General features: G+C 58.5%; 23 protein-coding genes. 11 read left to right on the forward strand and 12 right to left on the reverse strand.

The genetic code is table 11. The features are described from left to right. The first annotated feature begins 69 nt into the window (after nucleotides 1-69). Nucleotides 70-2,685 (forward strand): ATP-dependent chaperone ClpB, encoded by a 2,616-nt coding sequence (gene clpB, locus J2S62_RS02640; RefSeq protein ID WP_310171078.1) that lies wholly within the window; start codon nucleotides 70-72, stop codon nucleotides 2,683-2,685. Nucleotides 2,686-2,793: 108 nt separating this feature from the next. Here clpB and J2S62_RS02645 read toward each other — a convergent pair whose 3' ends face one another. Next, entirely contained in the window at nucleotides 2,794-3,555 is a 762-nt protein-coding gene (locus J2S62_RS02645; protein WP_310171081.1) for a hypothetical protein, read from the reverse strand. 270 nt (nucleotides 3,556-3,825) lie between these two features. Between J2S62_RS02645 and J2S62_RS02650 the strand changes: the two genes are divergently transcribed. Both J2S62_RS02650 and J2S62_RS02655 read left to right on the forward strand, forming a co-directional pair. After that, entirely contained in the window at nucleotides 3,826-4,023 is a 198-nt protein-coding gene (locus J2S62_RS02650) for a DUF3073 domain-containing protein (RefSeq protein WP_310171084.1), read from the forward strand. Nucleotides 4,024-4,076: 53 nt separating this feature from the next. Then, nucleotides 4,077-5,090 carry a Sir2 family NAD-dependent protein deacetylase gene (locus J2S62_RS02655; protein WP_310171086.1) on the forward strand — a complete coding sequence of 338 codons (1,014 nt, stop codon included), beginning with the start codon at nucleotides 4,077-4,079 and terminating at the stop codon, nucleotides 5,088-5,090. Nucleotides 5,091-5,094: 4 nt separating this feature from the next. Here the strand turns inward: J2S62_RS02655 and J2S62_RS02660 are convergent, their stop codons facing one another. Beyond that, nucleotides 5,095-7,281 (reverse strand): HNH endonuclease signature motif containing protein, encoded by a 2,187-nt coding sequence (locus J2S62_RS02660; protein ID WP_310171090.1) that lies wholly within the window; start codon nucleotides 7,279-7,281, stop codon nucleotides 5,095-5,097. A 232-nt stretch (nucleotides 7,282-7,513) separates the two neighbouring features. Between J2S62_RS02660 and J2S62_RS02665 the strand changes: the two genes are divergently transcribed. Continuing rightward, entirely contained in the window at nucleotides 7,514-9,127 is a 1,614-nt protein-coding gene (locus J2S62_RS02665) for an AMP-binding protein (protein WP_310171093.1), read from the forward strand. A 21-nt stretch (nucleotides 9,128-9,148) separates the two neighbouring features. Here the strand turns inward: J2S62_RS02665 and J2S62_RS02670 are convergent, their stop codons facing one another. The 7 genes from J2S62_RS02670 to J2S62_RS02700 form a co-directional block, all read right to left on the reverse strand. Next, complete coding sequence (locus J2S62_RS02670) at nucleotides 9,149-9,928, reverse strand: enoyl-CoA hydratase (protein WP_310171096.1); 780 nt, start codon at nucleotides 9,926-9,928, stop codon at nucleotides 9,149-9,151. 128 nt (nucleotides 9,929-10,056) lie between these two features. Then, the gene (gene purM, locus J2S62_RS02675) at nucleotides 10,057-11,229 is read right to left on the reverse strand and encodes a phosphoribosylformylglycinamidine cyclo-ligase (RefSeq protein WP_310171099.1); all 1,173 of its coding nucleotides are present in this window, start codon (nucleotides 11,227-11,229) and stop codon (nucleotides 10,057-10,059) included. Further along, nucleotides 11,198-12,619, reverse strand: coding sequence for an amidophosphoribosyltransferase (purF, locus tag J2S62_RS02680; protein WP_310171101.1), 1,422 nt, complete (start codon nucleotides 12,617-12,619; stop codon nucleotides 11,198-11,200). The genes purM and purF overlap by 32 nt, the downstream gene beginning before the upstream one ends. A 3-nt stretch (nucleotides 12,620-12,622) precedes the next feature. Then, nucleotides 12,623-13,084, reverse strand: a complete 462-nt coding sequence (locus tag J2S62_RS02685) for a hypothetical protein (protein ID WP_310171103.1) — start codon at nucleotides 13,082-13,084, stop codon at nucleotides 12,623-12,625. 55 nt (nucleotides 13,085-13,139) lie between these two features. Next, nucleotides 13,140-13,514, reverse strand: coding sequence for a sterol carrier family protein (locus J2S62_RS02690; RefSeq protein ID WP_310171105.1), 375 nt, complete (start codon nucleotides 13,512-13,514; stop codon nucleotides 13,140-13,142). A 37-nt stretch (nucleotides 13,515-13,551) separates the two neighbouring features. Further along, nucleotides 13,552-14,574 (reverse strand): asparaginase, encoded by a 1,023-nt coding sequence (locus tag J2S62_RS02695; RefSeq protein ID WP_310171108.1) that lies wholly within the window; start codon nucleotides 14,572-14,574, stop codon nucleotides 13,552-13,554. Between the two features lie 7 nt (nucleotides 14,575-14,581). Next, entirely contained in the window at nucleotides 14,582-14,824 is a 243-nt protein-coding gene (locus J2S62_RS02700) for a hypothetical protein (protein WP_310171111.1), read from the reverse strand. 80 nt (nucleotides 14,825-14,904) lie between these two features. On the opposite strand from J2S62_RS02700, the gene purD reads away from it, so the two are divergent. Beyond that, nucleotides 14,905-16,188, forward strand: a complete 1,284-nt coding sequence (gene purD / locus J2S62_RS02705; RefSeq protein ID WP_310171113.1) for a phosphoribosylamine--glycine ligase — start codon at nucleotides 14,905-14,907, stop codon at nucleotides 16,186-16,188. Nucleotides 16,189-16,191: 3 nt separating this feature from the next. Next, entirely contained in the window at nucleotides 16,192-17,091 is a 900-nt protein-coding gene (locus tag J2S62_RS02710) for a phosphoribosylaminoimidazolesuccinocarboxamide synthase (protein WP_310171115.1), read from the forward strand. On the opposite strand, the gene J2S62_RS02715 is transcribed toward J2S62_RS02710, so the two are convergent. Continuing rightward, entirely contained in the window at nucleotides 17,088-18,059 is a 972-nt protein-coding gene (locus J2S62_RS02715) for a metallophosphoesterase (protein ID WP_310171117.1), read from the reverse strand. The two genes, J2S62_RS02710 and J2S62_RS02715, sit on opposite strands and share 4 nt — an antisense overlap. Beyond that, nucleotides 18,059-20,380 (reverse strand): transglycosylase domain-containing protein, encoded by a 2,322-nt coding sequence (locus J2S62_RS02720; protein WP_310171120.1) that lies wholly within the window; start codon nucleotides 20,378-20,380, stop codon nucleotides 18,059-18,061. Before J2S62_RS02720 ends, J2S62_RS02715 begins: the two co-directional genes overlap by 1 nt. Nucleotides 20,381-20,452: 72 nt before the next feature. On the opposite strand from J2S62_RS02720, the gene J2S62_RS02725 reads away from it, so the two are divergent. Both J2S62_RS02725 and J2S62_RS02730 read left to right on the forward strand, forming a co-directional pair. Next, nucleotides 20,453-20,620, forward strand: coding sequence for a hypothetical protein (locus J2S62_RS02725; RefSeq protein WP_310171122.1), 168 nt, complete (start codon nucleotides 20,453-20,455; stop codon nucleotides 20,618-20,620). Nucleotides 20,621-20,630: 10 nt separating this feature from the next. Beyond that, nucleotides 20,631-21,095 (forward strand): RidA family protein, encoded by a 465-nt coding sequence (locus J2S62_RS02730; RefSeq protein ID WP_310171124.1) that lies wholly within the window; start codon nucleotides 20,631-20,633, stop codon nucleotides 21,093-21,095. An 87-nt stretch (nucleotides 21,096-21,182) separates the two neighbouring features. Here the strand turns inward: J2S62_RS02730 and J2S62_RS02735 are convergent, their stop codons facing one another. Continuing rightward, nucleotides 21,183-21,860: a Crp/Fnr family transcriptional regulator gene (locus J2S62_RS02735; protein ID WP_310171126.1), complete on the reverse strand. Its 678-nt coding sequence runs from the start codon at nucleotides 21,858-21,860 to the stop codon at nucleotides 21,183-21,185. A gap of 308 nt (nucleotides 21,861-22,168) precedes the next feature. On the opposite strand from J2S62_RS02735, the gene J2S62_RS02740 reads away from it, so the two are divergent. From J2S62_RS02740 to J2S62_RS02750, 3 genes are all read left to right on the forward strand, one after another. Next, the gene (locus J2S62_RS02740) at nucleotides 22,169-23,362 is read left to right on the forward strand and encodes a MarP family serine protease (RefSeq protein WP_310171129.1); all 1,194 of its coding nucleotides are present in this window, start codon (nucleotides 22,169-22,171) and stop codon (nucleotides 23,360-23,362) included. Between the two features lie 125 nt (nucleotides 23,363-23,487). Then, nucleotides 23,488-25,116 (forward strand): sodium-dependent transporter, encoded by a 1,629-nt coding sequence (locus J2S62_RS02745; RefSeq protein WP_310171131.1) that lies wholly within the window; start codon nucleotides 23,488-23,490, stop codon nucleotides 25,114-25,116. Then, nucleotides 25,113-25,283, forward strand: coding sequence for a methionine/alanine import family NSS transporter small subunit (locus J2S62_RS02750; RefSeq protein WP_310171133.1), 171 nt, complete (start codon nucleotides 25,113-25,115; stop codon nucleotides 25,281-25,283). The genes J2S62_RS02745 and J2S62_RS02750 overlap by 4 nt, the downstream gene beginning before the upstream one ends. Nucleotides 25,284-25,336 lie beyond the last annotated feature (53 nt).

Here is a 25,336-nt window from a genome sequence, read left to right on the forward strand (position 1 = left end):
AATAGTTGAGTTAAGTAGACTCAAGTTTAGATTGTGGAGTCCCGGTGTAACCGGGAGCAAGGAGTATGTATGAAGGCGCAATTCACCACGAAATCTCAGGAGGCGTTATCGGCTGCGGCGATGAATGCCTCTACCGCTGGCAACCCGCAGATTGAACCCGCCCACATTCTCAAGGCGCTCATGGATCAGCGCGACTCGGTGGCCGTCGCCGTGCTCAAGGGCGCTTCGGTGGATCCTGAGGTCGTGTCGACCAAAGCTTCAAGCCAGATTGCCGCGTTACCCAAGGTTTCGGGCTCATCTGTTGCCGAAGCGCAACTGTCGCGTGCCGGTCTTGCCGTGATTTCGGCAGCGCAGACCCAAGCCCAGGAGAATCAAGACCAGTTCGTTTCGACTGAACACCTACTGTTAGGGCTGGCCGCGGATAGCGGTGAGACAGGTAAGGCCTTGCGTGATGCCGGCGCGACAGCTCAGGCGCTGACCGCTGCGATGAAGGCGATCCGGGGCGATACAAAGGTGACGTCCCAAGATCCCGAAGGGACCTTTCAGGCCCTGGAACAGTACGGCACCGATCTGACCGAGGTGGCCGCATCCGGCAAACTCGATCCGGTCATCGGCCGTGACGCTGAGGTTCGGCGCGTCATCCAGGTGCTGTCTCGCCGGACGAAAAACAACCCGGTGCTGATCGGTGAGCCCGGTGTGGGCAAAACCGCCGTCGTTGAAGGACTGGCACAGCGCATGGTGGCCGGTGACGTCCCGGAGTCGCTGCGCGGTAAGCGCCTGGTGTCCCTGGACCTGGGTGCGATGGTTGCCGGTGCGAAATATCGTGGTGAATTTGAGGAACGTCTCAAGGCTGTCTTAGAAGAAATTGCCCGTGCCGACGGCGAGGTCGTGACCTTCATTGATGAGCTCCACACCGTCGTGGGTGCCGGGGCTGCCGAGGGGTCGATGGATGCGGGCAATATGCTCAAGCCCATGCTAGCCCGCGGGGAATTGCGGCTGATCGGGGCCACCACGCTCGATGAGTATCGCGAGAATATTGAAAAAGATCCGGCTCTGGAACGGCGCTTCCAGCAGGTCTTCGTCGGTGAGCCCTCCGTCGCCGACACGATCGCTATCCTGCGCGGGCTGAAGGAACGCTACGAGGCCCACCACAAGGTCGCCATCGCCGACGCCGCTCTGGTCGCTGCCGCGAACTTGTCGAACCGGTATATTTCGGGCCGGCAGCTACCCGATAAGGCCATAGACCTCATGGACGAGGCGGCATCCCGGTTGCGCATGGAAATCGACTCGGCCCCTGAAGCCATCGATCAGTTGCGCCGTGCCGCTGACCGGTTGACCATGGAAGAGCTGGCGTTGGAAGGCGAAACTGATCCGGCATCTGTGGAACGTTTGGCAGCGCTGCGTGCCGAGCTGGCGGATACCAAAGAAGAGCTCGCTGCCATGACCGCCAAGTGGGAGGCCGAAAAAGCTTCGCTCAACAAAGCCGGGGATTTGCGTGTCCAGCTGGATGAGTTGCGTTCGGCTGCCGAAAAAGCTCAACGTGAAGGCGACCTGGCGGAGGCCTCGCGTATTCTCTATGGGGAAATCCCACAGGTCGAAAAGGACCTCGAAGCCGCCGAAGCGGCAGACTCGTCGGTGCCTGCCGACGAACCGCCTATGGTTTCAGAGCAGGTGTCAGCCTACGATATCGCCGAAGTCATTGAGGCTTGGACCGGGATACCCGCCGGGCGGATGCTGTCCAGTGAACAGGAAAAACTGTTGCAGATGGAAGACCACATTGGTCAACGACTTATTGGCCAGCATCGTGCGGTGGAGTCGGTGGCTGATGCCGTTCGACGCTCCCGGGCGGGCGTATCCGATCCGAATCGACCCATCGGGTCGTTCCTGTTCCTCGGGCCCACCGGGGTCGGGAAAACGGAGCTTGCCAAATCACTGGCTGACTTCTTATTCGATGACGAGCGCGCCATGGTTCGCATCGATATGTCGGAGTACTCGGAGAAACACTCGGTGGCCCGACTGGTTGGAGCACCTCCCGGTTATGTCGGGTACGACGAAGGCGGCCAGCTGACTGAAGCTGTGCGACGTCGTCCTTACTCAGTGGTGCTCCTCGATGAAGTCGAAAAAGCCCACCCGGAGGTCTTCGATATCTTGCTGCAAGTGCTCGATGACGGGCGCCTGACAGACGGACAGGGCCGAACCGTCGATTTCCGCAACACCATTTTGATTCTGACCTCAAACCTGGGGTCCGAGTTCTTGGTGGATGCAACACTGGAGCCAGCCGATAAGCACGCCCGGGTTGATGCTGCTGTTCGAGCCGCATTCAAACCCGAATTCCTCAACCGGTTAGACGACATGATTCATTTCGATCCGCTGACCATCGCTGATTTGGTCAAGATCGTGGATCTACAGGTCGACCAGCTTGCCGAACGGTTGGCGGAGCGGCGCCTGAGTCTGGAGGTCACACCGACTGCCGCAGAGTGGCTGGCGCGCACGGGGCACGACCCAGCATATGGGGCACGTCCGTTGCGTCGCCTGATTCAGCGCGAAATTGGCGACACGTTGGCCAAAGAAATCCTGGCCGGACGGGTTACTGACGGTGACACGGTGGTGGTTGACGCCGACGGTGAAGGCATTGAATTGACCACACGCACAAGTCAAACTCATGAAGCGGACTCCGCCCTCTAACTCGAAGCCCTACTAGGCGAACCTGATACGGCTGCGACCCCGAGATGCATTGAGCCCAACCAGTTCGGTCGGGCTCAATGCACCAGTCGGTCTAGACGTTTGGGTCAGCTAGGATTCATCATCCTCGGTCGTGTCTGGCGTTTCGGTGGGCGAAGCGTCATCGTCAGCATCGTTGTCCTCGGCTGCTTCTTCAGCAGTCTGGATCGGGTCGCGTTCCTGTTCTTCTTCGGAACGTTGATCGTCCACAGCGGGCTCTTCGACAAGTGAGGCGGAAAATGTTGTGTCATCGTTGGTCGACACAATGCAGTCAATGCGACGGTCGCCTTCGGTTTCCCAGGTGTATTCGGAAGGACGCGAAGTGTTGATGGAGTAGGTAGCTTGAGTGTTTTCAAGCAGCGGGATGTCGGCGCAGAAGGCCTCCGACGACTCTCGGAGCTCATCTTCGCCGGGATACGTCATGTTTTCCGAATACAGTCGACGTCCAATGAGCTGGGCGTTATGCGGCGTCGTGCAACCAACGATATCTGCGGGCTGACTGGCGTCTGAGTAGTTTGCTAGGCAATCGCCCGGCAGGAAGTTTTCGGGTGAAGCGTTCGTGGCGATCAAGCCATCGATTCCCGGTGAGGGGTTCCGCGTAGTGGTTTCCTCAGGAGTTTCGGCGCTGCCGTTATCGGAGGAGCTGAAGCTGTACACAAAAAAACCAACGATGGCCAGCACTACGATGAGGACAGAAAAGAAGATAATCCAGGAATTTCGTCGTGAACGCCGCTCCCGCTGTTGGCGGATCTCGCGTCGCGAGGGCGTGGCGGGGTCTTCAGCTGACAGCGGAGACTCATCGGCTGAGTTGGGCGGGTTGGCGGCTGGGCTCATGCCGGTCCATCATCCTTCCTGACAGCAGTATTTATTCTCTCCGCAGGGGTCTCGTACGTGGGGAGTTCAGCGGAGCGGTGCTGGTTATTAGCTGATCTTAGAGTGAAAGCGCTAGTTATACCAGAAACATTTTAGCCCTGGAGGGGCGAACTCTACTCAAACATGTTAACCTGGTAACTACGAACCATTACGAACAAGAGACCTCACCGGCAACACGAGCCTTACGTTGCCGCTTCTGAGGACCCAGAGACCGCGAAGGGGGTCACGCTCATGGGGCGCGGCCGTCAAAAGGCAAAGGCAACCCGTCAGGCACGGGACATGAAGTACTTCTCGCCAGCTACCGACTTGGCAGCACTTGAGCGAGAGCTAGCCGGAAAGAAACCCGACAGGGGACATGACCACGACTTCGCCGAATACGCGGAGAAATATAACGCCTACGACGAGTATGACGAGGACTCATCGTATTAGCGGGGTTTATCTCTTAGGGTTTCCTGAGATTTTTAAAAGATCGGTCCGGTCGGATGACGAGCTCATCTGACCGGCCGATCTCTTTCGATCGCTCAGCCTTTTCTGAAGAGCATCCAGCCTACGCAACGCATCAGGCTGCCATCCGCTCTGTGCAGCGAGTCGTCGGAAACTCAGCTCCCCCTCAAAATGTGCAAGTAGCCTCCACTGGCCTTGCCCAGCTGTTGACCCTGAAGCCTCTGATCTTGACGGGCGCGGGCATGTCAACAGATTCTGGTATCCCAGATTACCGCGGGCCCGAAGGCTCACTGCGGCATTCCCGTCCCATGACGTATCAAGAGTTCTTGCACGACGACGCTGCTCGGCATCGCTATTGGGCCCGATCATTTGTTGGGTGGCGTCACATGCAGGAGGCCAGACCGCATCGCGGGCACGAAATTCTGGCCCGATGGAACGCCAATGACAGAATTGCGGGCATCATCACCCAAAACGTCGATGGACTTCATCAAAGAACACAGCAAAAAGCAGATGCTCAGGTGAATCGCACCTCAAAGCAGCAGAGCCCAGTTATTGCATTGCACGGATCGATGGACGAGATCGAGTGTCTCGTCTGCGGGGTAAAAGAGGATCGTGAAGCGTTCGGGCACCGGCTCCACGAGGCCAACGCTGTCGTAGCCGAGCAGTGGCAAATGGAACACGCTGATATCAATCCCGACGGCGATGCTCGCATACCGCAGCGATGGGTTGATGACTTCATGATGGTCCGGTGTCTGAACTGTGGTTCAGATAAACTCAAACCTACCGTAGTGTATTTCGGCGAAATCGTTCCGAAACAACGCAAAATAGCCATCAATGAGCTTCTATCAGAGGCCGGGGCATTGATTGTGGTTGGGTCATCTCTTGCGGTGATGAGTGGGTATCGAATTCTTTTGGATGCAAATCGGGCTCGGAAACCGATAGGTATCATTAATCGTGGGCCGACCAGAGGCGAAGAACGTGCCACGTTTCGGTGGCGTACCGGTGTGAAGCAAGCCTTGGAATGGTTAGATGAAACTATTGGTGAAGGATAGGGCACTAGGCCGTCCAATACACGTTCCGATAGCGTGTTTGTGAGGGGTCTAGGTGGATCGGCAGACTGCATGAAGCACGTCCATCCGATTCCATGTGCACCTGGAGAAAGCCCTTGTGCACTGAACTATGATGTTGTCGGCACAACAGGACCCCATTTTTGATAGAGGTGACCCCGCCTCGGGCCCACTCTTCCAGATGGTGCGGTTCGCACCAGCTCGACGGACGGGGACAACCTGGCACCACACAGCCTCGATCTCGAACATGGAGCGCCCTTCGCATCGCGGCTGAGAAGCTTCGCTGAGCTCGGCCCACGTCCAGGGGCTGTGACGCGCTGCCTAAGATCATCGGGATAATCCGCTGATGGCAGGCTTGCTGCCGTGCTAGGCCATAATCAATCGTGACACTGCCTGGCGATCCTCTCGGGACCGTGAGCCCGCGCTCCTCCTGCTGAAGTTGATCTAAAATCTTGTCTAATTCAGAGGTATCCGTGTTTTTCGAAGACGAGGTACCGGGTCTTGCTGTGTTGGGCCCCAATTCGACAAGATCTCGTAAGGATATTTCTACGATGAGGTCCAAATTTGGTCGCAGTAATTGATACCCGGCGGGCACGTAAGACGAAAGCACATCCTCGGTCCTGGATTCCTCGGCATCGATGGCAGACTCCCCTTCATGCTGAACGGCTAGCTGATCACCCTTATCAGGCGGGTCGGCCACACCGAGGATATCTGTGAGTACTTCAGAATGCTCGGCGGCTCTTTGTAATGCAGTATCACGCCGACGCTGTTCTTCAGCGGTGGCATAAGGATCATATGTCTTGTGGAGCATAAGGGCAGCAGACGCGAAGTCCATCAGGGTGTTGAGCCAGCGTTCGGCTTTGGTCTGCCCGTCGAATAGCTTGCCGATTCCGTAATCGATATCGTCGGGTGTGAGTCGAGGGCTTTTCACCTCCTCGTCCTCGGGATGTCTCGTGCCAGATGTTTCAGAGGCAGCTTCCGTCGCATGCTTGCAAGTGTTATGTGCCTGCGCCCGCAGTGTCGAGATGACCGAGTCGAGTTTGGTCGAAAACTCTCGGATCGCGGTGAGCTGCAAGAGTTCCCCTTCGTCGACCACCACCGTGAGTCGGTGAAGGCTGTCTCCAATAGGGGCGTCATAAAAGATACCTTTTTCGTGCTTGATTTGTTCATTCGTCAGGGATCTCGTCGGCCCGATCAGCTCATTCGTCACGGCGTCGCTCTGGGCTTTGGCATAGCGCCCAAACGTATGTGAGTTGTTGCGCAGAGCATGACGGATGAAATCGCGCTCTTTATGTCGCACCATGTCGTCGGCAGCCGTTTCGTCTCCTCCAGCGCGACGGACCGCTTGCCGAATTTTGGTCAGTTTGTCCCGGGCAGCTATCGCAGCATCGAACTGGATACGGCCCTGCTCAAGATGGGTGGCTAACTGGGGTGTTGTGGTATGGCTGCGCCGGTATGCCATGTTCGGCCACATAATCGCGGCAGCGGTAAGCCGTTTGTCCACAGTGGAGTAGGTAAGTTTTAAAGCTGAGGCGACAAAAGATACCGCAGCGGTAAGCGGAGTCTTGCCCTGGCTGCGGCCAGGTATATCGACCGAACTATCTGATCGGCGCAGTTCCTTTATGAGGTCAGCAGTTGCGCGCACGCACACGACCCCGGAGAGATCGGAATTTTCCTGTCGGATCTGCGCATACTCAAGCGGCGAGAGTTTCTCTTCGCAAGACCTAAGTTCCTCTTCGGCTTGATGGCCTGATAACCCTGCGGCCTGCCCGGCTGGTTCTGGCGGGGTCTTCTTCGCTGCCGATTCGTCATAACTTACCTCGTGCGGTTTCATATCGGAGAATAGCTCTGAGGGATTCGAGGTTGTCAGTAGGTGTTTTTCCTGCAAAATGAGTCTGGTTTGTAGTGCTTGGATTTCAGCAAGCGTCAGGGTTGCTAATTGCGGCCCGAACTGACGTTCGATGGCAGTGTGGGCGGCAATCATGACTGGCGATATGTGCTGACTGACTGGTAACTGGTCCTCGAGCGAGACGACCTGATCGTCAGCAGAAGGATGGCCCGTATTGAGACTTGCCCCGTCGTCGACTAGGGTTTCGGCCACGAGATTTGTGCTTCGTGGTATCGCGGGATCGGTCGCGGGAGGAGAAGGCGCTGTGGGTTGTGCTGCTTCACTCATTCCTAACACCTCCTTCGAAACCGATGCTGCTATTCTCGCGGACAAGTGAAGCGCTAGCTGCGCTGGGGTGATGCATGGGGAGAACTTGAGGAAGGCTGCCAGGACTGTGGATACTGTGGCCTGGCTAGCCTGCACGTGATAAAACACCTGCGGCAATCCTGTTCCGCCCGCATTGTCTGGGTAAACTGAGCTAGACCCCCTGTGGAGCAGGCCACGCAAGGAAAGGCGAACCGTGACCAGATCTAGCCCAACAGCAACACCAACTTCCGCGGCCAGTTACGAGAACCTCACACCCTTGGCCTTCTTGGGCCGCACCGCCGGAACTTTTCCGGATCGAGAAGCTGTCGTCTACGGGAACCGCCGCAGCACATATGCCCAGTTTGAAGATGAAGTGCAGAAACTCGCTCGCACGCTTGCGCGGTCAGTTCAGCCCGGCCAGGTCGTGAGTTTTGTTGCGCCAAACATCCCAGAGATGCTCGTTGCGCACTATGCAGTGCCCCTCATCGGTGCAATCCTCAACCCGCTGAACCCGCGTCTGGCGGGACGCGAGTTCAGCTATATCTTTGAACACTCCGAGACGCAGATCGTCTTTGTGGATTCCGAGGTCGCCTCCGTCGTGGCAGATGCCGCGGCCGGTTTAGAGAACCCGCCGGCGGTGATAGAGCTTGTCGATGACCAATTTGGTCCATCTCCCACGGGGCACTTGCCAACCTACAGCGACTTCCTGGCAGCAGCTCCAGAACAGACCGCAGACAACACCTACACCTACAATGTCGCCGATGAGCTGTCTGCCATTACTCTCAACTACACCTCCGGGACCACGGGCCCACCAAAGGGTGTGCTCTATACCCACCGTGGGGCATATCTTTCCGCTCAGGCGAACGCACAGCACTACCAACTCGACGGCGACTCCAAGTACCTCTGGACTCTGCCAATGTTCCACTGCAATGGTTGGACCATGACGTGGGGAACGACCGCTACCGCCTCCACCCATGTGTGTCTTCGGGCGGTACGCCAGGACGCAATTTGGGACGCTTTTGAACACGAAAACATCTCTCATCTGTGCGGAGCTCCGATTGTGGCGGCCTCGATCATCGATTCCGAACGGGCTCGGCCGCTGGACCGCCCGGTCCGTTTGGTGACCGCAGCATCAGCGCCCCCGCCATCGGTCATTGAAGGGTTAGAAGGCTTGGGTATCACCCCGGTGCACGTATACGGGCTGACCGAAACCTATGGCCCGGCAACCATTAATGAACCGCAGGATCACTGGTCGGAACTGACCAGCACCCAACGGGCACGGTTGCTGGCCCGCCAGGGTGTACCCATGTTGCAAAACGCCCAGGTCGCCATCGTAGATCCAACCGGCAAGCAACTGCCCGCTGATGGGGAATCTCAAGGCGAGGTCGTCATCCGTGGGAACGGGGTAATGGCCGGATATCACAATAATCCAGAAGCCACCGCCGAAGCGTTCGCGGGAGGTTGGTTCCACACCGGAGACATCGGTGTACAACACCCCGACGGTTACATTCAGCTCATGGATCGCCTCAAAGACATCATCATCTCGGGTGGAGAAAACATTTCCTCCATCGAGATAGAAGGAGTTCTGCATGCCCATCCTGCGGTTTCCGATGCGGCAGTCATTGGTGTCGCAGACGAACGGTGGGGTGAACGCCCCGTCGCCTACGTAGTGGTCAACGAAGAGGTCTCAACCGATGAGCTCCGCGAACACTGCCGCGCCTCACTGGCCGGTTTTAAGGTCCCCGATGCGTTCCATCTGATCAGTGAACTACCCAGATCCTCGACGGGCAAGATCCGGAAAACTGAGCTCCGCGACATAGCCGACTAGTCTCGGGCGCCGGATGCGGTCTTACTGATCGTGATGTTGCCAAACTGGGTCGCGCTTTTCTAAAAACGCGCCGATCCCTTCCTGGGCGTCGGGCATCACCGCGTTGCGAGTCATGACCTCAGACATTTTCTCGTACGCCTCGGCGACGGGGAGATTGAGCTGGTCATAAAATGCCCGCTTGCCGAGACTGACGGTTGCAGCGGACGCATGCGCTACGCGTGTGGCCAACGTCGACACGGCCTCGTCAAGCTCGTCATCGGGCACTACATCTGAGACCAGACCTGCGGCGGCAGCTTCGTCGGCGGTAATGGGGTCGCCGGTCAGTAGCATGCGCATGGCCACTTTCTGCGGTACCGCACGGCTCAACGCGACCATTGGTGTGGAACAGAACAATCCGATGCGCACACCTGGTGTGGCAAAACGCGCCGATTGACTCGCGACTGCCAAATCGCAGGTAGCCACCAGCTGACATCCCGCGGCGGTGGCGAGCCCATGGACCTTGGCAATGACCGGTTGGGCGATACGTTGAAGGGTGAGCATCAGCTCCGTACAGGTTTCAAAAATCTGGCGCTGTTGTGTCTCGTCGGCGCCGCGAACCTCGCTGAGATCGTGGCCGGCTGAGAACACCTTGCCCTGCGAGGCCAACACCACGACGTGGATGTCCTGACGCTTCCCAATCTCGGTCATCGCGGCATTGAGTTGTTGCATCGCCGCTACTGACAGGGCCCCCATTTTGCCGGGGTTGCACAGCGTGACCGTCGCGATCGCATCGTGCACGGACACTTCAACAAGCTCAGACATTGCTGCTCCTTCTCGCAGGGAGTGTGCAGCACAGCACACTAACTGCGTTCAGCCTACGCAATGCGGTCAATGAGGTGAAGCGCCCAGGACCAGCTTGTGGAAAACCCACACGCCCTAAATCCCCGTCGCTATTGGGCGTAGGATCCGTGCAGTAGCACGCCTCCACCGTCGACGCCTTTGGCACCTTGGATAAAGTCGTGCCCGGCCTCGGCCGCGTCATCGGTCAGTGCCCCGACGGTGCCGATCTGCCAGGATTTCATGTCATGACTGTTGAGCCATTGCAGCGCGGCCTTCGCGGCTTCGGGAGCGACCACAGCGACCATGCCGACACCCAAATTCAAGGTGCGCTCGAGGTCTGGCTGGGGGACCTTCCCGGCTTCAGCTAACACCGAGAACACCGCGGGCAAAGACCAGGTCGAGCGGTCGATGGTCGCCATGGTGCCCCGGGGGAGGACCCGGGCAAGGTTCGCCGCCAGGCCTCCGCCGGTGATATGCGAGAAGCCGCGCAGCGCAAAATTGTCGTCGCCGTTGAGCTCGTCAATCAAGTTCAGACACGTCTGAGCATAGATCCGGGTCGGTTCCAGCAGCTCTTCGCCCAGGGTCCGCCCGAATTCGTCGATGTGGTCGTCCCAGTTCCAGCCCTGAGCTGCGACGATGGAGCGTAATAGCGAGTACCCATTGGAGTGCACGCCCGAGGATTCCATCGCAATTACGACGTCACCCTCGCGGACCCGTTCGGGGCCCAGAATTTTTCCGCCCTCGACCACCCCGGTGACCGCTCCGGCCACATCGTATTCATCTGGTGCTAACAGTCCCGGGTGCTCGGCGGTTTCGCCACCGATCAGGGCTGTATCGGCCAGTTTGCACCCGGTGGCAATGCCCCGCACGATATCGGCGATCCGCTCGGGCACGACCTTCCCGGTGGCAATGTAGTCGGTCATAAACAATGGTTTGGCCCCGACGACGACGATGTCATCCACCACCATACCCACCAGATCTTGGCCGATGGTGTCGTGGATGTCCATGGCCTGGGCAATCGCGACTTTCGTCCCCACCCCGTCGGTCGAGGTTGTCAGCACCGGACGACGGTAGCTGGTTAGCGGGGTGGCATCCCACATCCCGGCAAAGCCGCCGAAGCCGCCCAGCACGCGGTTGCTGTGCGTCGCGGTGACCGCCGATTTCATCAGTTCTACGGCGTCGTCTCCGGCTTCAACATCCACCCCGGAGGTTGCGTAGGTGATGGGTTGGGAGATGTCTTTGTCAGTCACGTTACTTCCTGTCTGTATGCAGCTGCGGTACATCGGTGGGGTAGTTGCCGGAGAAACATGCCGTGCACAGGGTGTCGGCGTCCTGTTCGGTCGCGGCGATGGTGCCTTCCAGCGAAATGTACGCCAGAGAATCGGCCTCGACGTGTGCCCGGATTTCTTCGATGCCGGCACCATTGGCAATCAACTCGGCGCGCGTAGCGAAATCAATGCCATAAAAGCACGGCCACTTCACCGGAGGCGACGAAATCTTCACGTGCACTTCACGTGCCCCGGCGGCCCGCAACATCGCTACGACCTGACGTTGGGTATTGCCGCGCACAATCGAGTCGTCAACGACGATGACGGATTTGCCCGCGACCACCGAGGGTTGCACATTGAGCTTGAGCCGGATGCCTAGCTGCCGCAGCGTTTGTGAGGGCTGGATAAAGGTTCGGCCCACATAAGAGTTCTTGACGAAACCGGTGCCGAACGGGATGCCGGACTCTTCGGCGTATCCGATAGCCGCCGGCGTGCCAGAATCTGGTACCGGGATGACCACATCAGCATCAGCCGTATTTTCTCGCGCTAACTGGCGGCCCATTTCTAGGCGCGACTCGTACACACTGCGGCCGTTAATTGCCGCATCAGGGCGGGCGACGTAGACGTATTCGAAAATACAGCGTGCTAACTGCGACGGGGCGAACCGTGTCGAACGCACACCGTCCTGGTCAATTGCCAACATTTCGCCGGGTGCGACTTCGCGAATAAACGTTGCCCCCACGGTGGCGAGTGCGGCCTGTTCGGAGGCCACGACCCAACCGCTTGAGAGGCGACCGAGCACCAGCGGACGGAACCCGTGACGGTCGCGCACCGCGTACAACGTGGTTTCGGTCATCATCGCGATCGAAAACGCGCCTTCTAATAACCCGAAGACCTCGGTGGCGGTCTCTTCCAGCGAGTCACCATCTTGGCCGTGCAGCAACGTGGTGATCAGGGCGGTATCGGAGTTGTTCCCCTGGGCGAGTTCGCCCGAGTCCACTTCGCCGAAGCGCTGCGTGATGAGCGCTTTGATCTCTTCGCGATTGGTGAGCTCACCATTGATACCCACAGCCACGGTGCCACCGGCAGTCGTCGCGCCCAGGGTGGGTTGGGCGAAACGCCAGTCCTTTGCACCGTGCGATCCGTAGCGGCAGTGACCAATCGCAATGTGACCCGTCAGTGACGATAACGTGGCCTCATCAAAGACCTGAGAGACCAACCCGACATCCTTGTACACGGAGATCCGGTCGCCGGCCGAGGCCGCGATACCTGCGGCTTCTTGACCGCGGTGTTGGAGGGAATATAACCCGTAATAGGTTAGTTTGGAGACTTCTTCTCCGGGCGCCCATACGCCGAACACCCCGCAGGCATCCTGAGGGGCGTTTTCAATGTGCTGTTCGAGCATGTGTCATTTCCGGTTAGAGGATTTTTTGGTTTTCCCGGCAGCTTTGGCTTCGGCCTGGCGAGCGCGATACGCCTCATCGGCGCGCAGACGTTGCTGCGAGAGCGTCCACTCGCTGTAGTCGTCTTCGGTCAGCACCACATCAGCTGCTGAAGGGTCCTCGGTGCGACGAGCATAGAGGGTTTCGGTACTGCGCTTAGAGCGTCGATCCATCAGCAACCACACCAGGGAGGCTACGGCCAGACCGACGATGGCGAAAATGGCCGCCATAAAACCGAGCGTTTGAGACTGTGAATAACCCTCAATGGGCCCCATCAGCGGCACAATGAAACAGGCGATGACGAAGCCCAGTACCGCGCCGGTCGCTAAAAAGGGCCCAATTTTTGGGGCACGACGGTATACCATCTGCTGGGGAGTTTCTGCGGCATCTGCCGAATCAGAAGGATCTTCAAGTCTGCTGTCAGCCATAGTGTCCTCATTCTAGCGCCTGGCGCCGGGTGCTCGCGGCAATCTCGTGTTTCGGTCAGCCACGTTCCAGTTTGACCAATGGGAAGAACTCAGACAAATTTGTTCGCTGCCCGGATGCCTGCACCGTGCCCTCAGCTACCGCCGTATCCCAGGTCTGCTGCCCTGTGACCAACGCTAACCAAGTGGCGGCATCGGTTTCGACCACCGACGGTGGGGTGCCGCGGGTGTGGGTCGTGCCTTCAATGATCTGGGTAGCACCATATGGCGGGACGCGCACCTCGACGGAACGCCCCGGGGCCAGCACGGCTAATTCCTCCAGGGAATAGCGCACCGCGGTCGCCCGTACACTGCGGCCCACGCCCTTCGGGTCAGCGGCCCATTGCCGAACCGCCGCAACGCCGTCGGTGACCTGAATTTTTCGTCGCGCCATGCGTGGTTTCCCTTCTTCCGTAGGTTTGCCCTTGAGGTTAACCTAGTAGGCGCAGCACATCCGGGGCGACTTTGATACCGCCGACCGGCTGGTTGCCGCCGTAGATCGGAGGCACGATGCGGTCAATGACGCCGCTCATGGCCTCCAGCGACAGGGCCTCCGGGGCGAAGTTGGCGAGCAATACGAGTGCTACCAAGTGCGTGGCCCGGTGGGTTGAATCGATCATCGACACGGCCACCGCGGTGCCATCCGGGGCGGCTAGCCCGACAATCCCGTCCGCCCCGGTTTTGACCAACAGCCCTAAAGATTCCAAGATGACGGTATCGGGGCGATGCTGGCCCTGGACGGCTTCGGGGTAGTCCAGCATGGCTCGGGCGACCGTGGCGGCTGGTAGTTCAGCGCTTCGGTCTTCCACCGCACGGCCCAGGGCGCTAAAACCGCGGGCTAATGCTGCCAAAGACATCACCGGGGTCGGCGCACCGCACCCGTCAATACCGATGTGGTTGATCGAGGTCGCACAGTATTGTTCTAATACCCGAATGGTTTCGACCTGGACCGGTGCGTCCGCGTCCAGATAGTTGGCAGGAGCTGTTCCCGAAGCAACCGTGGCAGCCAGAAAGCCGGCGTGTTTCCCCGAGCAATTATGCGCCAGCGCGGACCGCTCCAAGGGCAACGGCGCCACTTCCAGGGCGGCCTTGGCCACTTGGGATGCCGAAGCGGGATACACGGCCGGACAGGCCAGAGCGTCAGGTTGTAATCCGGCGTTCGATAACACCTCGGTCGCGAGCCGTTGGTGCCAGACGGTGCCCATGTGCGAGCCTGCCGCCAACGCCAGCCCAGGGCCGGTCAGCTCGGCACCACAGCGCAACGAAGCGATCGCCTGGAAGGGTTTCAGCGCCGACCTCGGGTACACCCCGGCTGCGGGATCACCGACTGCGGCCAATTGCACACCGTCGGAATTTACCACGACGGCAGAACCAAAAAACCGGTTTTCCACAAACCCGTTGCGGGTGGCCGTGGCCAGTTGTGCCACGTCCGCGGCACGAATCGGGTCAGGCATCAGTCTCCTAACGGTTGGATTTTCGCCGGTAGATCGCCCAGGTAATGATGGTGGCGGCGACCGCCCCAATAGCCAGGGCGCTGAACGCGTAGGGCAGATCGCCGCGGGTGGCACCGGCAAATGCCCTAAACCCCAGCCACGACACAAAGCCCGTGGACAGCGTGACTAATAGCCACAGGTAAATAACGCGCAGCCAACGGGGCAGCCCGGGTCCCTGGCCGAACGGCAAATGGCGACGGTGATACGACATAGTGGCCAGTCTAGTCGGGCTATCCACACATTTCAGACACACCGACCACCCCGGGCCGTGAACCGACTACGCTTAAGGACGTGAAAACTTTAGTCTTGGGCCCAGGTGGCCGCGAACACGCAATTGTGCAAGCCCTGCGCGCTGATCCGCTGGTTTCGGAGGTGCGTTGCGCGCCCGGTAATGCCGGAATCGCCAAGGAAGTTCCCGTCTACCCGATCGATGTATCCTCACCGCAACTGGTCGTGGAACTGTGCCAGGAACTCCAACCAGACTTAGTCGTGGTTGGCCCCGAGGCGCTGCTGGCCGCAGGGGTCACCAACGCGTTGCAGGCCGCCGGTTTTGCGGTCTTCGGGCCAACGCACCAGGCCGCTCGCCTGGAATCCTCGAAAGCTTTTGCCAAGGAGATCATGGCCGCCGCCGGGGTTCCAACCGGTCAAGCCCACACTGCGATAAACCTTGAGCAGCTCGAAGCCGCCCTGGATGACTTCGGCGCGCCGTATGTGGTCAAAGACGACGGCCTGGCCGCGGGCAAAGGGGTCGTGGTGACTTCGGACCGCGACGCTGCGATCGCGCACGGTAAAGCTATTTTCGCTGGCGGCGACCCAGTGTTAGTCGAAGAGTACCTTGACGGGCCTGAAGTCTCAGTCTTTGTTATTGCCGATGGTAAAGATGGGGTGGCGATGGCGCCAGCCCAGGACTTCAAACGGGTCTACGACGGAGATGAGGGGCCCAACACCGGAGGTATGGGCGCCTATACGCCACTGGACTGGTTACCCGAAGGGTTCACCAACGAAGTGATGGAACGCGTCGCCCGCCCGGTGCTTGCCGAAATGGCCGACCGCGGCATCCCCTTTACCGGCGTGTTGTACTGTGGGCTGGCACTGACGAGCAAGGGCATCCAAGTCATCGAATTCAACGCCCGGTTCGGCGACCCAGAAACCCAACCGGTCCTGGCTCGACTCCAAACCCCCTTGGGACAGTTGCTGAAAGCCGCTGCAGATGGCAAACTCAGCACGACGTTCCCGAGCCTAAAGTTCCGCAACGACGCTGCCGTCGGGGTAGTGCTCGCTTCCGAAGGCTACCCCGAGTCACCTCAGACCGGTGCCCAAATCAGTGGGGTTCGCGAAGCCGCTAAACAGGAGAACGTTTCCATCCTGCATGCCGGTACTACCGCCGGTGATACCGGAGAATTCACGGCCTCCGGGGGTCGCCTCCTCACAGTCGTGGCCACTGGCTCTGACTTGGCCGAAGCCCGAGACACAGCGTATAAAGCCGTCGAAACCATTTCGATCCCCAATGGTCACTACCGCACCGATATCGCGGCCAAAGCGATCAACGGCGAGATCACGATTCCGGGAGCCTGAGCGATGACTGACACCGCACCACAACTTGACGGCTGGCGGCACGTGTATTCGGGTAAGGTCCGGAACCTCTATGAGCCGGCCGAGACCGAACCCGGGCAATCCGAGACGCTCCTGGTCGTGGCAACGGACCGGATTTCGGCTTTCGATCACATCTTGTCTCCGGGGATCCCGGACAAGGGCAAGATCCTGACGCAGTTATCCCTCTGGTGGTTCGAGCGGCTGGCCGATGAGATCGCGGTGCCCAATCACGTGGTCTCCACGGAGGTCCCGGCTGCGGTAGCTGGACGAGCGATGGTCGTGCAGCGGTTGAGTATGTTCCCCATCGAAGCCATCGCCCGCGGGTATCTGACTGGCTCTGGGCTGGCAGAATATCGGGCCAACGGCACCGTAACCGGTATCCAGCTTCCAACCGGCCTGGTGGACGGCTCCAAACTCGAGCCCGCGATCTTCACGCCTTCGGCTAAGGCCGAAGTGGGCGAGCACGACGAAAACATTCCCTTTGCCGAAATGGTCCACCGTATCGGTCAAGAACCCGCCGAGGATATCCGGACCAAGACCTTGGAGCTGTATACGACAGCCGAACGCATCGCACGGGCGGCTGGCATTATTCTGGCGGATACGAAGATCGAGTTTGGGACTGACGCTGACGGGGTCATCACCTTGGGTGATGAGGTCCTGACCCCGGACTCGTCACGGTTCTGGGATGCCGAAACCTACCAGCCTGGGCGCTCGCAGGAGTCTTTCGACAAGCAGTTTGTCCGGGATTGGTTGGCATCGGAAGCGTCCGGCTGGGATCAGGCTTCCGATACTCCGCCCCCGGCATTGCCCGACGAGGTCGTCGAAAAAACTGCGCAACGTTACCGCGAAGCATTCCGGCGACTCACGGGTCGCGCCTTCGACTAATCGCTGGCTGCGACCAGATCAATCACGACGGCTTCGGGCGGGCAAAATGTCCGCAGCGGAACCGTGGGGGAGGCGCCAATCCCAGCCGTGACGTGCAGGTGAGTTGTGCGTCCGGCGGCCCGCCAGGTCGTCATACCGGATGCAAAACCGGTTGGTAAATCACAGTTGGACACGATTGCCCCGTAGGCCGGTAGCGCCACTTGGCCGCCGTGGGTATGTCCGGCGAAAACCAAATCTGCCCCATCAGCGGTGGCCGCGTCGAGCACCCGACGGTACGGCGCGTGGGTGACGGCAACTTTGAGCTCTTTCGGTTGGCCCGTGGAACCCTGATCCGTCTCAGGTTGGGCACGGCCAAATCCGGGCCACTGATCGGCATGCATATGCGCATCGTGGGTGCCGGCCAGCATGAGTCTCAGATCGTTTCGAACCGGCAGCTGCAGGGTTTCATTGGCTAGGTAGTGCCACTGTCCAGGCGCCATAAACCGGTCAAACATCGCACGCACATCAATGGTTTGGTGATGGTGCGATGAGGTTTCCATTGTGGTCGGGGCCCGCAAATACCGTAGCGGGTTAGCCGAGCGCGGACCGTAGAGATCATTGGATCCTGGAACGAAAACCCCGGGAATTTCCAGCAGCGGTTTCAGCGCAGCCACGACGTCGTCTACCGCGTCATCGCCCCCTGGATTATCACCTGTGTTGACGACGAAGTCGGGGTCCAGAGCAACCAGATCGCGCACAAAGTCGCTCTTGGATCGGTCTCCGGCGACCAAATGCATATCCCCGATATGAAGGATCCGAAACGGTGCAGCCCCCCGAGGTAAGAGCGGCAGCGCTTCGTAGCGGACACCGAAACGGCGCGCTGAAAGGTACCCGAACGCGGTGGCTCCAGCGGCAGGGAGGGCTCCGGCTGCGAACAGTTTGGCCGCGCCAGATAACATCCGACGCGGCCAACCAACTGTGTTAGACATTAGTCTTCGGTGTCTTCAGTGTCATCTGCGGTGTCCGCATCCTCAGCTCCAGCCTCCGCATCAGCGGCGGACTCGGTGTTCGCGGTGTCTGTCGACTCATCGTCTTGCGATGACTCGGTTTCGTTGGAGGCATCCCCCTCATCGGATGAATCTTCATTGTCAGACGAGTCATCATCGTCGGGGGAGGGGGCGGTACCTCTGACGCTGACATCGCCGGTCGGACCGTCAAATTCGGGGAACGGGTCGGTGTCGTATTTCGGCCCGGCAACCTTCATGTATTCAACCCACATGGGTCCGGCAATCAACGACCCCCAAGCGTCCTGGAAGTATCGACCACCAATGGTCTTGTTCCGCAGGGTGTAATCTTCGCCGACACCACGGTAGTTCCCGACCCAAGATGCGGTCGATAGATCTGAGGTATAGCCCACGAACCAGGTCGAGGACTCGAAGTTGTTGGTACCGGTCTTGCCGGCGATTGGGAAGTCGAGTTCGCCTTGCGAAATGCGATCGTCAGCCAGCTGCGTCAACGTGTTGTTGAGTTCTTTCACGTTGTCAGCATTGAGCGCACCAGGAGAGCACTGGATTGGTGGCACGGTGTATTCGTTACCTTCGGCGTCCACGATGGACTCGATGGCGCGTGGCTCACAGTAGGTGCCGCCTGATGCCAGCGTGGAGTACGCGCTGGCCATGCTTAGCGGAGACACTTCATAGGCTCCCAGGGTAAATGACGGGTGCGACGGATCTAACGGCCCGCCGTCTGGACCTGCGCCGGTAATGCCCGCGGCCGTGGTGATATCGGTGATAGCACACAAATCCGTTTCATACGCCGCAGCGACCGTAGCGGTGTTGATCGACCAGTAGAGACCGTAATCAGCACGCATCGTCTTCTTCATGTCGCCGATGGCGTTGTTGACGTTCCATTCGCCAGTGACGTTTGCATGGCCTTTGTCGAGACAGTAGGCCGGGAATTCTGCACCGGTATAGTTATCGCGCGACGCGTCGACGGTGTCGCGCATCGAGTTACCGGCACCCATCCAGGCCATAAACACAAATGGTTTCAGGGTGGATCCCAGCTGGAATCCGCCGCCGCCACCCCACTCATGGTCGACGTTGAAGTTCATCGAGATCTGACCATCTGGCAGGTCCTCACCGACGGCGTACTCGGTGTTTTGAGCCATCGTCTTGATGTTGCCGGTGTTTTGCTGCACGGTCACCATCGCGGAGCCGACGCCCTCATTCTCGCCGGCTGGCACATTGCGACGTGCAGTATCCACTGCGGCTTGTTGGAGCTCAGAGTCAATGGTTGTGGTGACCTCGAGCCCTGCGCGATCGAGCATCCGCTGACGGGATTCACGATCAGGCCCAAACGCTGGGTCAGCCAGAATCATGCGCTGAACGTAATCACAGAAGTATTCGAAACCGTCGCGCGCGTGGTAACAACCCGAAGGCAGCGGATTCATGTCCAGTTCGATCTCCGAAGCTACCGCCTCATCGTATTCTTCCTGAGTGATGAACCCATGGCGATGCATATTCCCTAACACCAGATTGCGGCGGTTGGTTGCACCTTCCGGGTTCGTTTCGGGGTTCAGCGCATTGGGGGACTGGACGAGACCGGCTAGCAGAGCGGACTCGGGGATGTTCAAGTCAGCTGCTGACTTGTTGAAGAAGAGGCGTGCGGCAGATTCCACACCGTAGGTGCGGCCTGTAAACAGCACAATGTTGAGATAGCCCTCCAGGATCTCATCCTTGCTCATCTCTTTTTCAATGGCCACGGCCAGTTTCATTTCACGCACTTTATCGGGGACGCTCTTGGAACCCGAAACCGTGGTGCGCAGACCGTTGAGGTTCTGATAGTTGACCAGCACGTTATTGACGTACTGCTGGGTGATCGTAGAAGCACCCTGTTGCGTATCGGACGTCAGGTTGTGCACCATCGCACGAGCCAAGCCTTCGCCATCTACCCCGGAGTGTTCATAAAACCGTTCGTCCTCGATGGCGATCACCGCATCGATCATGTGCTGCGAGATGTCCTCAAGGTCGACCGGAGTACGGTCTTCGGCGTAGAAGGTCGCGATTTCGTTGCCGTCCTGGTCAAGAATTTTTGACGGCACCGAGACAGGTTCTTCATTGAGCTCGGCAGGGATCTCGTCGAGCATCTCGGTGCCAACTTGTGCAGCAGCACCTGCGAGCACGCCGGCAGGCAGCAGCATGCCCGCGCCGAGCGCTCCCAAGAGGGCTGAAATACCAAAGAAGGCGAGCAGTTTCGACAGTACGGGATTGCTTTTGAGCACACCAGATCCTGAGGACGTTGTTTTGGCCATGGTGGCAGTCTACCGGAAAAGCGCAAATTCAAATCTGTCGCAAAGCTCTTGGCGCAAGCTACGGTTAACGGCATGAGCGATACAACAAAATGGGAATATGCCACGATTCCTTTGCTAATCCATGCCACCAAGCAAATCCTTGACCAATGGGGAGATGATGGATGGGAACTGGTCACTGTGATTCCAGGTCCAGACGGCAACGCCCCGGTTGCCTATCTCAAACGTCCCAAAGAATCCTAAGAGGAGCTCCATGTCCACCATTGAACAGCGGCTTGAAGAAGCCGGGTATGCGTTGCCTTTAGTCAGCAAACCACTTGCTGCCTATGTCCCCACGATGCGCGATGGAAATACCATCTACACTTCGGGCCAGTTACCACTCGTTGATGGCCAACTGGCGGCCACCGGCAAAGTAGGAGAGACCGTCACGGTTGAAGACGCGCAGAGCTACGCACGCATCTGCGTGCTCAACGGGTTGGCCGCGATTAAAGCAGAGGTGGGTGACCTGGATAAGATCACCCAGATCACCAAGCTCGTGGGGTTTGTCTCCTCGGCCACTGATTTCGAGAAGCAACACATCGTTATCAACGGAGCATCTGAATTTCTCGGGGAGATCTTCGGTGAGACCGGCACCCACGCGCGTTCCGCCGTTGGGGTTGCGATGCTGCCGATGAACGCGCCAGTTGAAGTTGAAATGATCGTGAAAGTAGCAGACTAGCTACCGCTGCGAGCACCACGAAGTGCGGATAACACAGCAACGGGGTGGGAGATAACTCCCACCCCGTTGCTGTGTTTTTTGTACGTTTTAGCGGGCGCGCTGACGTAGGCGCTGCAGATCCATAATGATCACCGCGCGGTTTTCCAAGCGCAACCAGTCGCGCTGAACAAATTCCGCCAGAGCTTTATTGACGGTTTCACGCGAAGCACCCACCAACTGGGCGAGTTCTTCCTGGGTCAGGTCGTGAGCGACCAGGAGGCCATCAGCGGTGGGGCGACCGAAGCGGTCAGCCAGATCAAGCAAAGCCTTTGCGACACGTCCTGGAACATCCGAGAAGACAAGGTCAGCCAGTGATTCATTGGTGCGCGACAGGCGACGAGCCAGAGCACCCAGCAGCTGCATGGAAACTTCAGGGGAGGAGTAAATGACTTTGCGGAGGTTTTCGTGACGCAAGCCGGCCAGGCTCGTGGCAGCAACTGCGGTGGCGGATGCTGAGCGTGGCGCAGGGTTGAATAGCGCCATCTCGCCGAATACTTCGCCCGGGCCAAGAATAGCCAGCAGGTTCTCGCGGCCATCCGGTGCGGTGCGGCCGAGCTTGATCTTGCCCGACAAGATCACGTACAGCTGGTCTCCGTCATCGCCTTCGTGAAATACGGAGGCACCACGGGATAGCTCGACTTCTGTCAGCTCCGCGGTTAGAGCGCTGAACACCTCATCATCGAGATGCGTGAACAGCGGTGCATTGCGCAATACGTCTAGGTCCATGGTGGTGAAGGTTTCCTTACTGGCCTCGTGGGCCGAATCTTAACGTGCCTCGGTACTGAATCACTGGTCGTGACGTGCCGAGAAATGCCGGTTCGGGCACATAAATTGTAGTGCGTTTCGACATGGGCTTCTAAGTTATTCTATCGAATGTAGAAGGGTATGTGGAAATCGTCACAACCAGCAGCGAAATCTTTGTCTAGGATAGCCCAAAATTTTTCGCATTGACTACGCTACTGACAGGGCGGTTCATGTGACTTGGTAAAAGCGACTACGCTTAAACACCTATAACCACCTCACAAGAGCAGCGGATGGGACGGTGGGAGATCGTAGCGCTTTCCTGGCTTGATTGGGCACTAATCGTTGTGCTGTTGCTCGTCATCGTCCTCGGATTTCGTCGTGGGTTTTGGATCTCGATGGGGACCGTGAGCGGGGCGATCGCGGGAGTACTTGGCGGGCTGTGGTTGATGCCTGTGATTGTTGAACTGGTCCCGGCAGGTGTGCCCAGAATCATCACGATGGTCGCTGTCACCGCGTTTCTTATTTGGTTTGGCATGTGGCTAGGGCGCAAAATTGGTGCCCGATTGCGGTTACATATAAGCCACCCCGTGCTGCGGTTGATCGACAAGTTCCTCGGGGCCATTGGCAACGCCATCGTGACCACGGTCTTGATTGCTGTGATCGCGTTTTCGATTGCATCCGTTGGGGTGCCTGGGATTACCAGCACGCTCAAGAATTCACGCATCGTGTCGGTCGCCACCGACCTGACACCGGAAAGAGCCCGAGCCTGGGTGGCTCAAGTTCGGGCAGACGTGCTGGACTCTTCCGAATTGCCTGAACTCGATCTCGCCGGTGATGGAACCACCGTTGAAGATGAACAACATATCGAGCCCACTCGCGACGTCGAAGAGACCAGTATCTCGTCGGTGCGTATTACTGGCAGTGCTTATGAGTGCGGACAAAGTCAGACGGGTTCGGGTTTTGCGGTGGCTGGTGACCGGGTCGTGACGAACGCGCATGTGGTGGCCGGCGTCCAATCGCCCCAGGTCGAATCCTTCGAGGGGCAGTTATTTACCGGCCAGGTTGTAGCTTTTGATCCTGAAATCGATGTGGCTATCATCGCTCTACCCGGGGCCCAACTTCCCGTTGTCGAGTTCGGTGATGTTCTTGAGCCCGGTGAATACGCATTTGTCTTAGGGTATCCCTCCGGTGGCCCGCATCAGATCGAAGGCGCCCAGGTGCAAGCCCGTGGGCCGGCAACGGTCGAAAACATTTATAACGAGAATCCTCAACTGCGTGATGTGTACCAAGTTGCCGCTGACGTTCGCCAGGGAAACTCGGGTGGCGCGCTGGTCGATGAGCAGGGGCTTGTCGTCGGCGTCATCTTCGCGCGCGCTGCCGAAGCAGAGATCGGATACGCGCTGAGTAACGCTGAGATTTCTGACCTTGTCGGACAGGCGCCCTCTCTGTCCGAGCCGGTTTCCACCGGATCCTGCCTGGAATAGTACGTGCTAGTCACCACGGGACTAGAAATTTTTCGGGATATTGTCCAACGGGCGGCAAGGGCGTAACCTTAGTCACATAAGTCTATTGTGACTTGTGCTCACATCACATGCTCAAAGGGGTTGAAATGTCCTCGCAAGTAACTTCGGCGCCAGCCGGTTCCAAACAGCGCGAGGCCTTTGGTGGACGATGGATATTTATCCTCGCAGCCATGGGCTCTGCGATCGGACTGGGCAATATTTGGCGTTTCCCGTACATCGCTTACGAAAATGGTGGCGGTGCGTTTATTATTCCGTACCTTATCGCGCTGCTAACAGCCGGTATTCCACTGCTATTCTTCGATTATTCCTTGGGGCACCGGTTCAAAGGGTCCCCGCCGCTCACCTTTCGGCGCTTGACGAAGTGGACCGAGACCATCGGGTGGTGGCAAGTTCTCATCTGTTTCGTCATCGGAGTGTATTACGCGGCCATTCTCGGATGGTCGGCGATGTACATCTTCTACTCCTCGACAGAAGCCTGGGGCGATGACCCCAATGCGTTCTTCTTCGAGGATTATCTCCAGATGTCGGAAACCCCGGCACTGGACTTCACCATCGTGCCGAGTGTCTTTTGGCCAATGCTCATCATTTGGGTGGCCGTGCTGGTCGTCCTCGCATTGGGTGTGAGACGTGGTATCGGTATGGCTTCTGCCATCGGGATTCCCATCCTGGTCCTGATGTTCCTGATCCTGGTCGGCATTGCCCTGACCCTACCGGGCGCAGCCATGGGGCTTGATGGCCTGTTCACCCCGAACTGGGCTGCCCTGACGGATCCAGGAGTATGGATCGCAGCCTACGGTCAGATTTTCTTCTCGCTGTCGGTTGGGTTCGGCATTATGATCACGTACTCCTCGTATCTCAAGAGACGGACGAACCTGACAGGCTCGGGCCTCGTGGTTGGTTTCTCCAACTCGGGCTTCGAAGTTTTGGCAGGTATCGGGGTCTTTTCAACCCTTGGGTTCATGGCACAGGCGGCAGGTGTGACGATTGAAGAGGTCGTCACCTCGGGTATCGGGCTAGCCTTCGTAGCCTTCCCTGAGATCATCTCCCAGGCGCCAGCCGGGCTCGGCCCCGTCATCGGCGTGTTGTTCTTCGGCTCGCTGCTATTTGCGGGGTTCACCTCGATGATCTCGATTCTGGAAGTTGTCGTCTCAGCCGTGAAAGACAAGATCGGCTGGTCACGAATGACCGTTGTGGCGACCTTTGGTCTGGCCGCAGCATTGATCTCGCTGTTCGGGTTCGGCACGACCTCGGGTCTGCATCTGCTGGATGTTTCCGACTACTTCGTGAACCAATTCGGTATTGTTGCCGCCTCGTTCGTTGCGGTGGTCGCCGTGGCGTGGATCCTTCGACGGCTCGATCGAATGGTCAAGCACCTCAACCAGGTATCCTCGTTCCGTTTGGGTGGAATCTATAAATTCCTTGTTGGCATCCTGCTGCCAGTGGTCTTGGCGTACACGCTGGTCATGGAGTTCATCGCTCAGTTGAGCGCCGAGGAGCCATACGGGGGCATGCCGAACTGGTACGTCAATACCTTTGGCTGGGGCATGGTCATCAGTTTGATTGTCCTTGCCATTCTCTTGACGCTGATCCCATGGCCGAAAGACTCGGCGCTCTATAGTGAGGCTTCCGAGAATGAGTACGCGCTAGACGAGACCGATCTGGTGCCCGGCAAACATGCCTCCACCGATGAATCAGGACAGGAGATTCGATCATGAGTACCGCAGCGATCATCATGATGGTTATTGCATGCGTCACCGTCTTCGGTGGGGTCATTTCTGCAGTAATCCACATTCAACGCAATCCAGACGCCCAATCCGGCGAGTTCGGTGACGAAGGACTCGTGCATGACGAGCCCGCGGGCCGCTTACGTAACGAACCCTAGTCGCTTTCAGCGCATATCAAACGCCTCGGCCACAACTGTTTTGGTTGTGGCCG

Source organism: Enteractinococcus fodinae, assembly GCF_031458395.1.
In the GTDB taxonomy this organism is placed as follows: domain Bacteria; phylum Actinomycetota; class Actinomycetes; order Actinomycetales; family Micrococcaceae; genus Yaniella; species Yaniella fodinae.

Excerpts from the sequence above, each read along its gene's own strand:
- clpB (WP_310171078.1), top strand. The coding sequence starts at position 70 with ATGAAGGCGCAATTCACCACGAAATCTCAGGAGGCGTTATCGGCTGCG.
- J2S62_RS02645 (WP_310171081.1), bottom strand. The coding sequence starts at position 3,555 with ATGAGCCCAGCCGCCAACCCGCCCAACTCAGCCGATGAGTCTCCGCTG.
- J2S62_RS02650 (WP_310171084.1), top strand. The coding sequence starts at position 3,826 with ATGGGGCGCGGCCGTCAAAAGGCAAAGGCAACCCGTCAGGCACGGGAC.
- J2S62_RS02655 (WP_310171086.1), top strand. The coding sequence starts at position 4,077 with ATGACGAGCTCATCTGACCGGCCGATCTCTTTCGATCGCTCAGCCTTT.
- J2S62_RS02660 (WP_310171090.1), bottom strand. The coding sequence starts at position 7,281 with ATGAGTGAAGCAGCACAACCCACAGCGCCTTCTCCTCCCGCGACCGAT.
- J2S62_RS02670 (WP_310171096.1), bottom strand. The coding sequence starts at position 9,928 with ATGTCTGAGCTTGTTGAAGTGTCCGTGCACGATGCGATCGCGACGGTC.
- purM (WP_310171099.1), bottom strand. The coding sequence starts at position 11,229 with ATGTACCGCAGCTGCATACAGACAGGAAGTAACGTGACTGACAAAGAC.
- purF (WP_310171101.1), bottom strand. The coding sequence starts at position 12,619 with ATGCTCGAACAGCACATTGAAAACGCCCCTCAGGATGCCTGCGGGGTG.
- J2S62_RS02685 (WP_310171103.1), bottom strand. The coding sequence starts at position 13,084 with ATGGCTGACAGCAGACTTGAAGATCCTTCTGATTCGGCAGATGCCGCA.
- J2S62_RS02690 (WP_310171105.1), bottom strand. The coding sequence starts at position 13,514 with ATGGCGCGACGAAAAATTCAGGTCACCGACGGCGTTGCGGCGGTTCGG.
- J2S62_RS02695 (WP_310171108.1), bottom strand. The coding sequence starts at position 14,574 with ATGCCTGACCCGATTCGTGCCGCGGACGTGGCACAACTGGCCACGGCC.
- J2S62_RS02700 (WP_310171111.1), bottom strand. The coding sequence starts at position 14,824 with ATGTCGTATCACCGTCGCCATTTGCCGTTCGGCCAGGGACCCGGGCTG.
- J2S62_RS02710 (WP_310171115.1), top strand. The coding sequence starts at position 16,192 with ATGACTGACACCGCACCACAACTTGACGGCTGGCGGCACGTGTATTCG.
- J2S62_RS02715 (WP_310171117.1), bottom strand. The coding sequence starts at position 18,059 with ATGTCTAACACAGTTGGTTGGCCGCGTCGGATGTTATCTGGCGCGGCC.
- J2S62_RS02720 (WP_310171120.1), bottom strand. The coding sequence starts at position 20,380 with ATGGCCAAAACAACGTCCTCAGGATCTGGTGTGCTCAAAAGCAATCCC.
- J2S62_RS02725 (WP_310171122.1), top strand. The coding sequence starts at position 20,453 with ATGAGCGATACAACAAAATGGGAATATGCCACGATTCCTTTGCTAATC.
- J2S62_RS02730 (WP_310171124.1), top strand. The coding sequence starts at position 20,631 with ATGTCCACCATTGAACAGCGGCTTGAAGAAGCCGGGTATGCGTTGCCT.
- J2S62_RS02735 (WP_310171126.1), bottom strand. The coding sequence starts at position 21,860 with ATGGACCTAGACGTATTGCGCAATGCACCGCTGTTCACGCATCTCGAT.
- J2S62_RS02740 (WP_310171129.1), top strand. The coding sequence starts at position 22,169 with ATGGGACGGTGGGAGATCGTAGCGCTTTCCTGGCTTGATTGGGCACTA.
- J2S62_RS02745 (WP_310171131.1), top strand. The coding sequence starts at position 23,488 with ATGTCCTCGCAAGTAACTTCGGCGCCAGCCGGTTCCAAACAGCGCGAG.
- J2S62_RS02750 (WP_310171133.1), top strand. The coding sequence starts at position 25,113 with ATGAGTACCGCAGCGATCATCATGATGGTTATTGCATGCGTCACCGTC.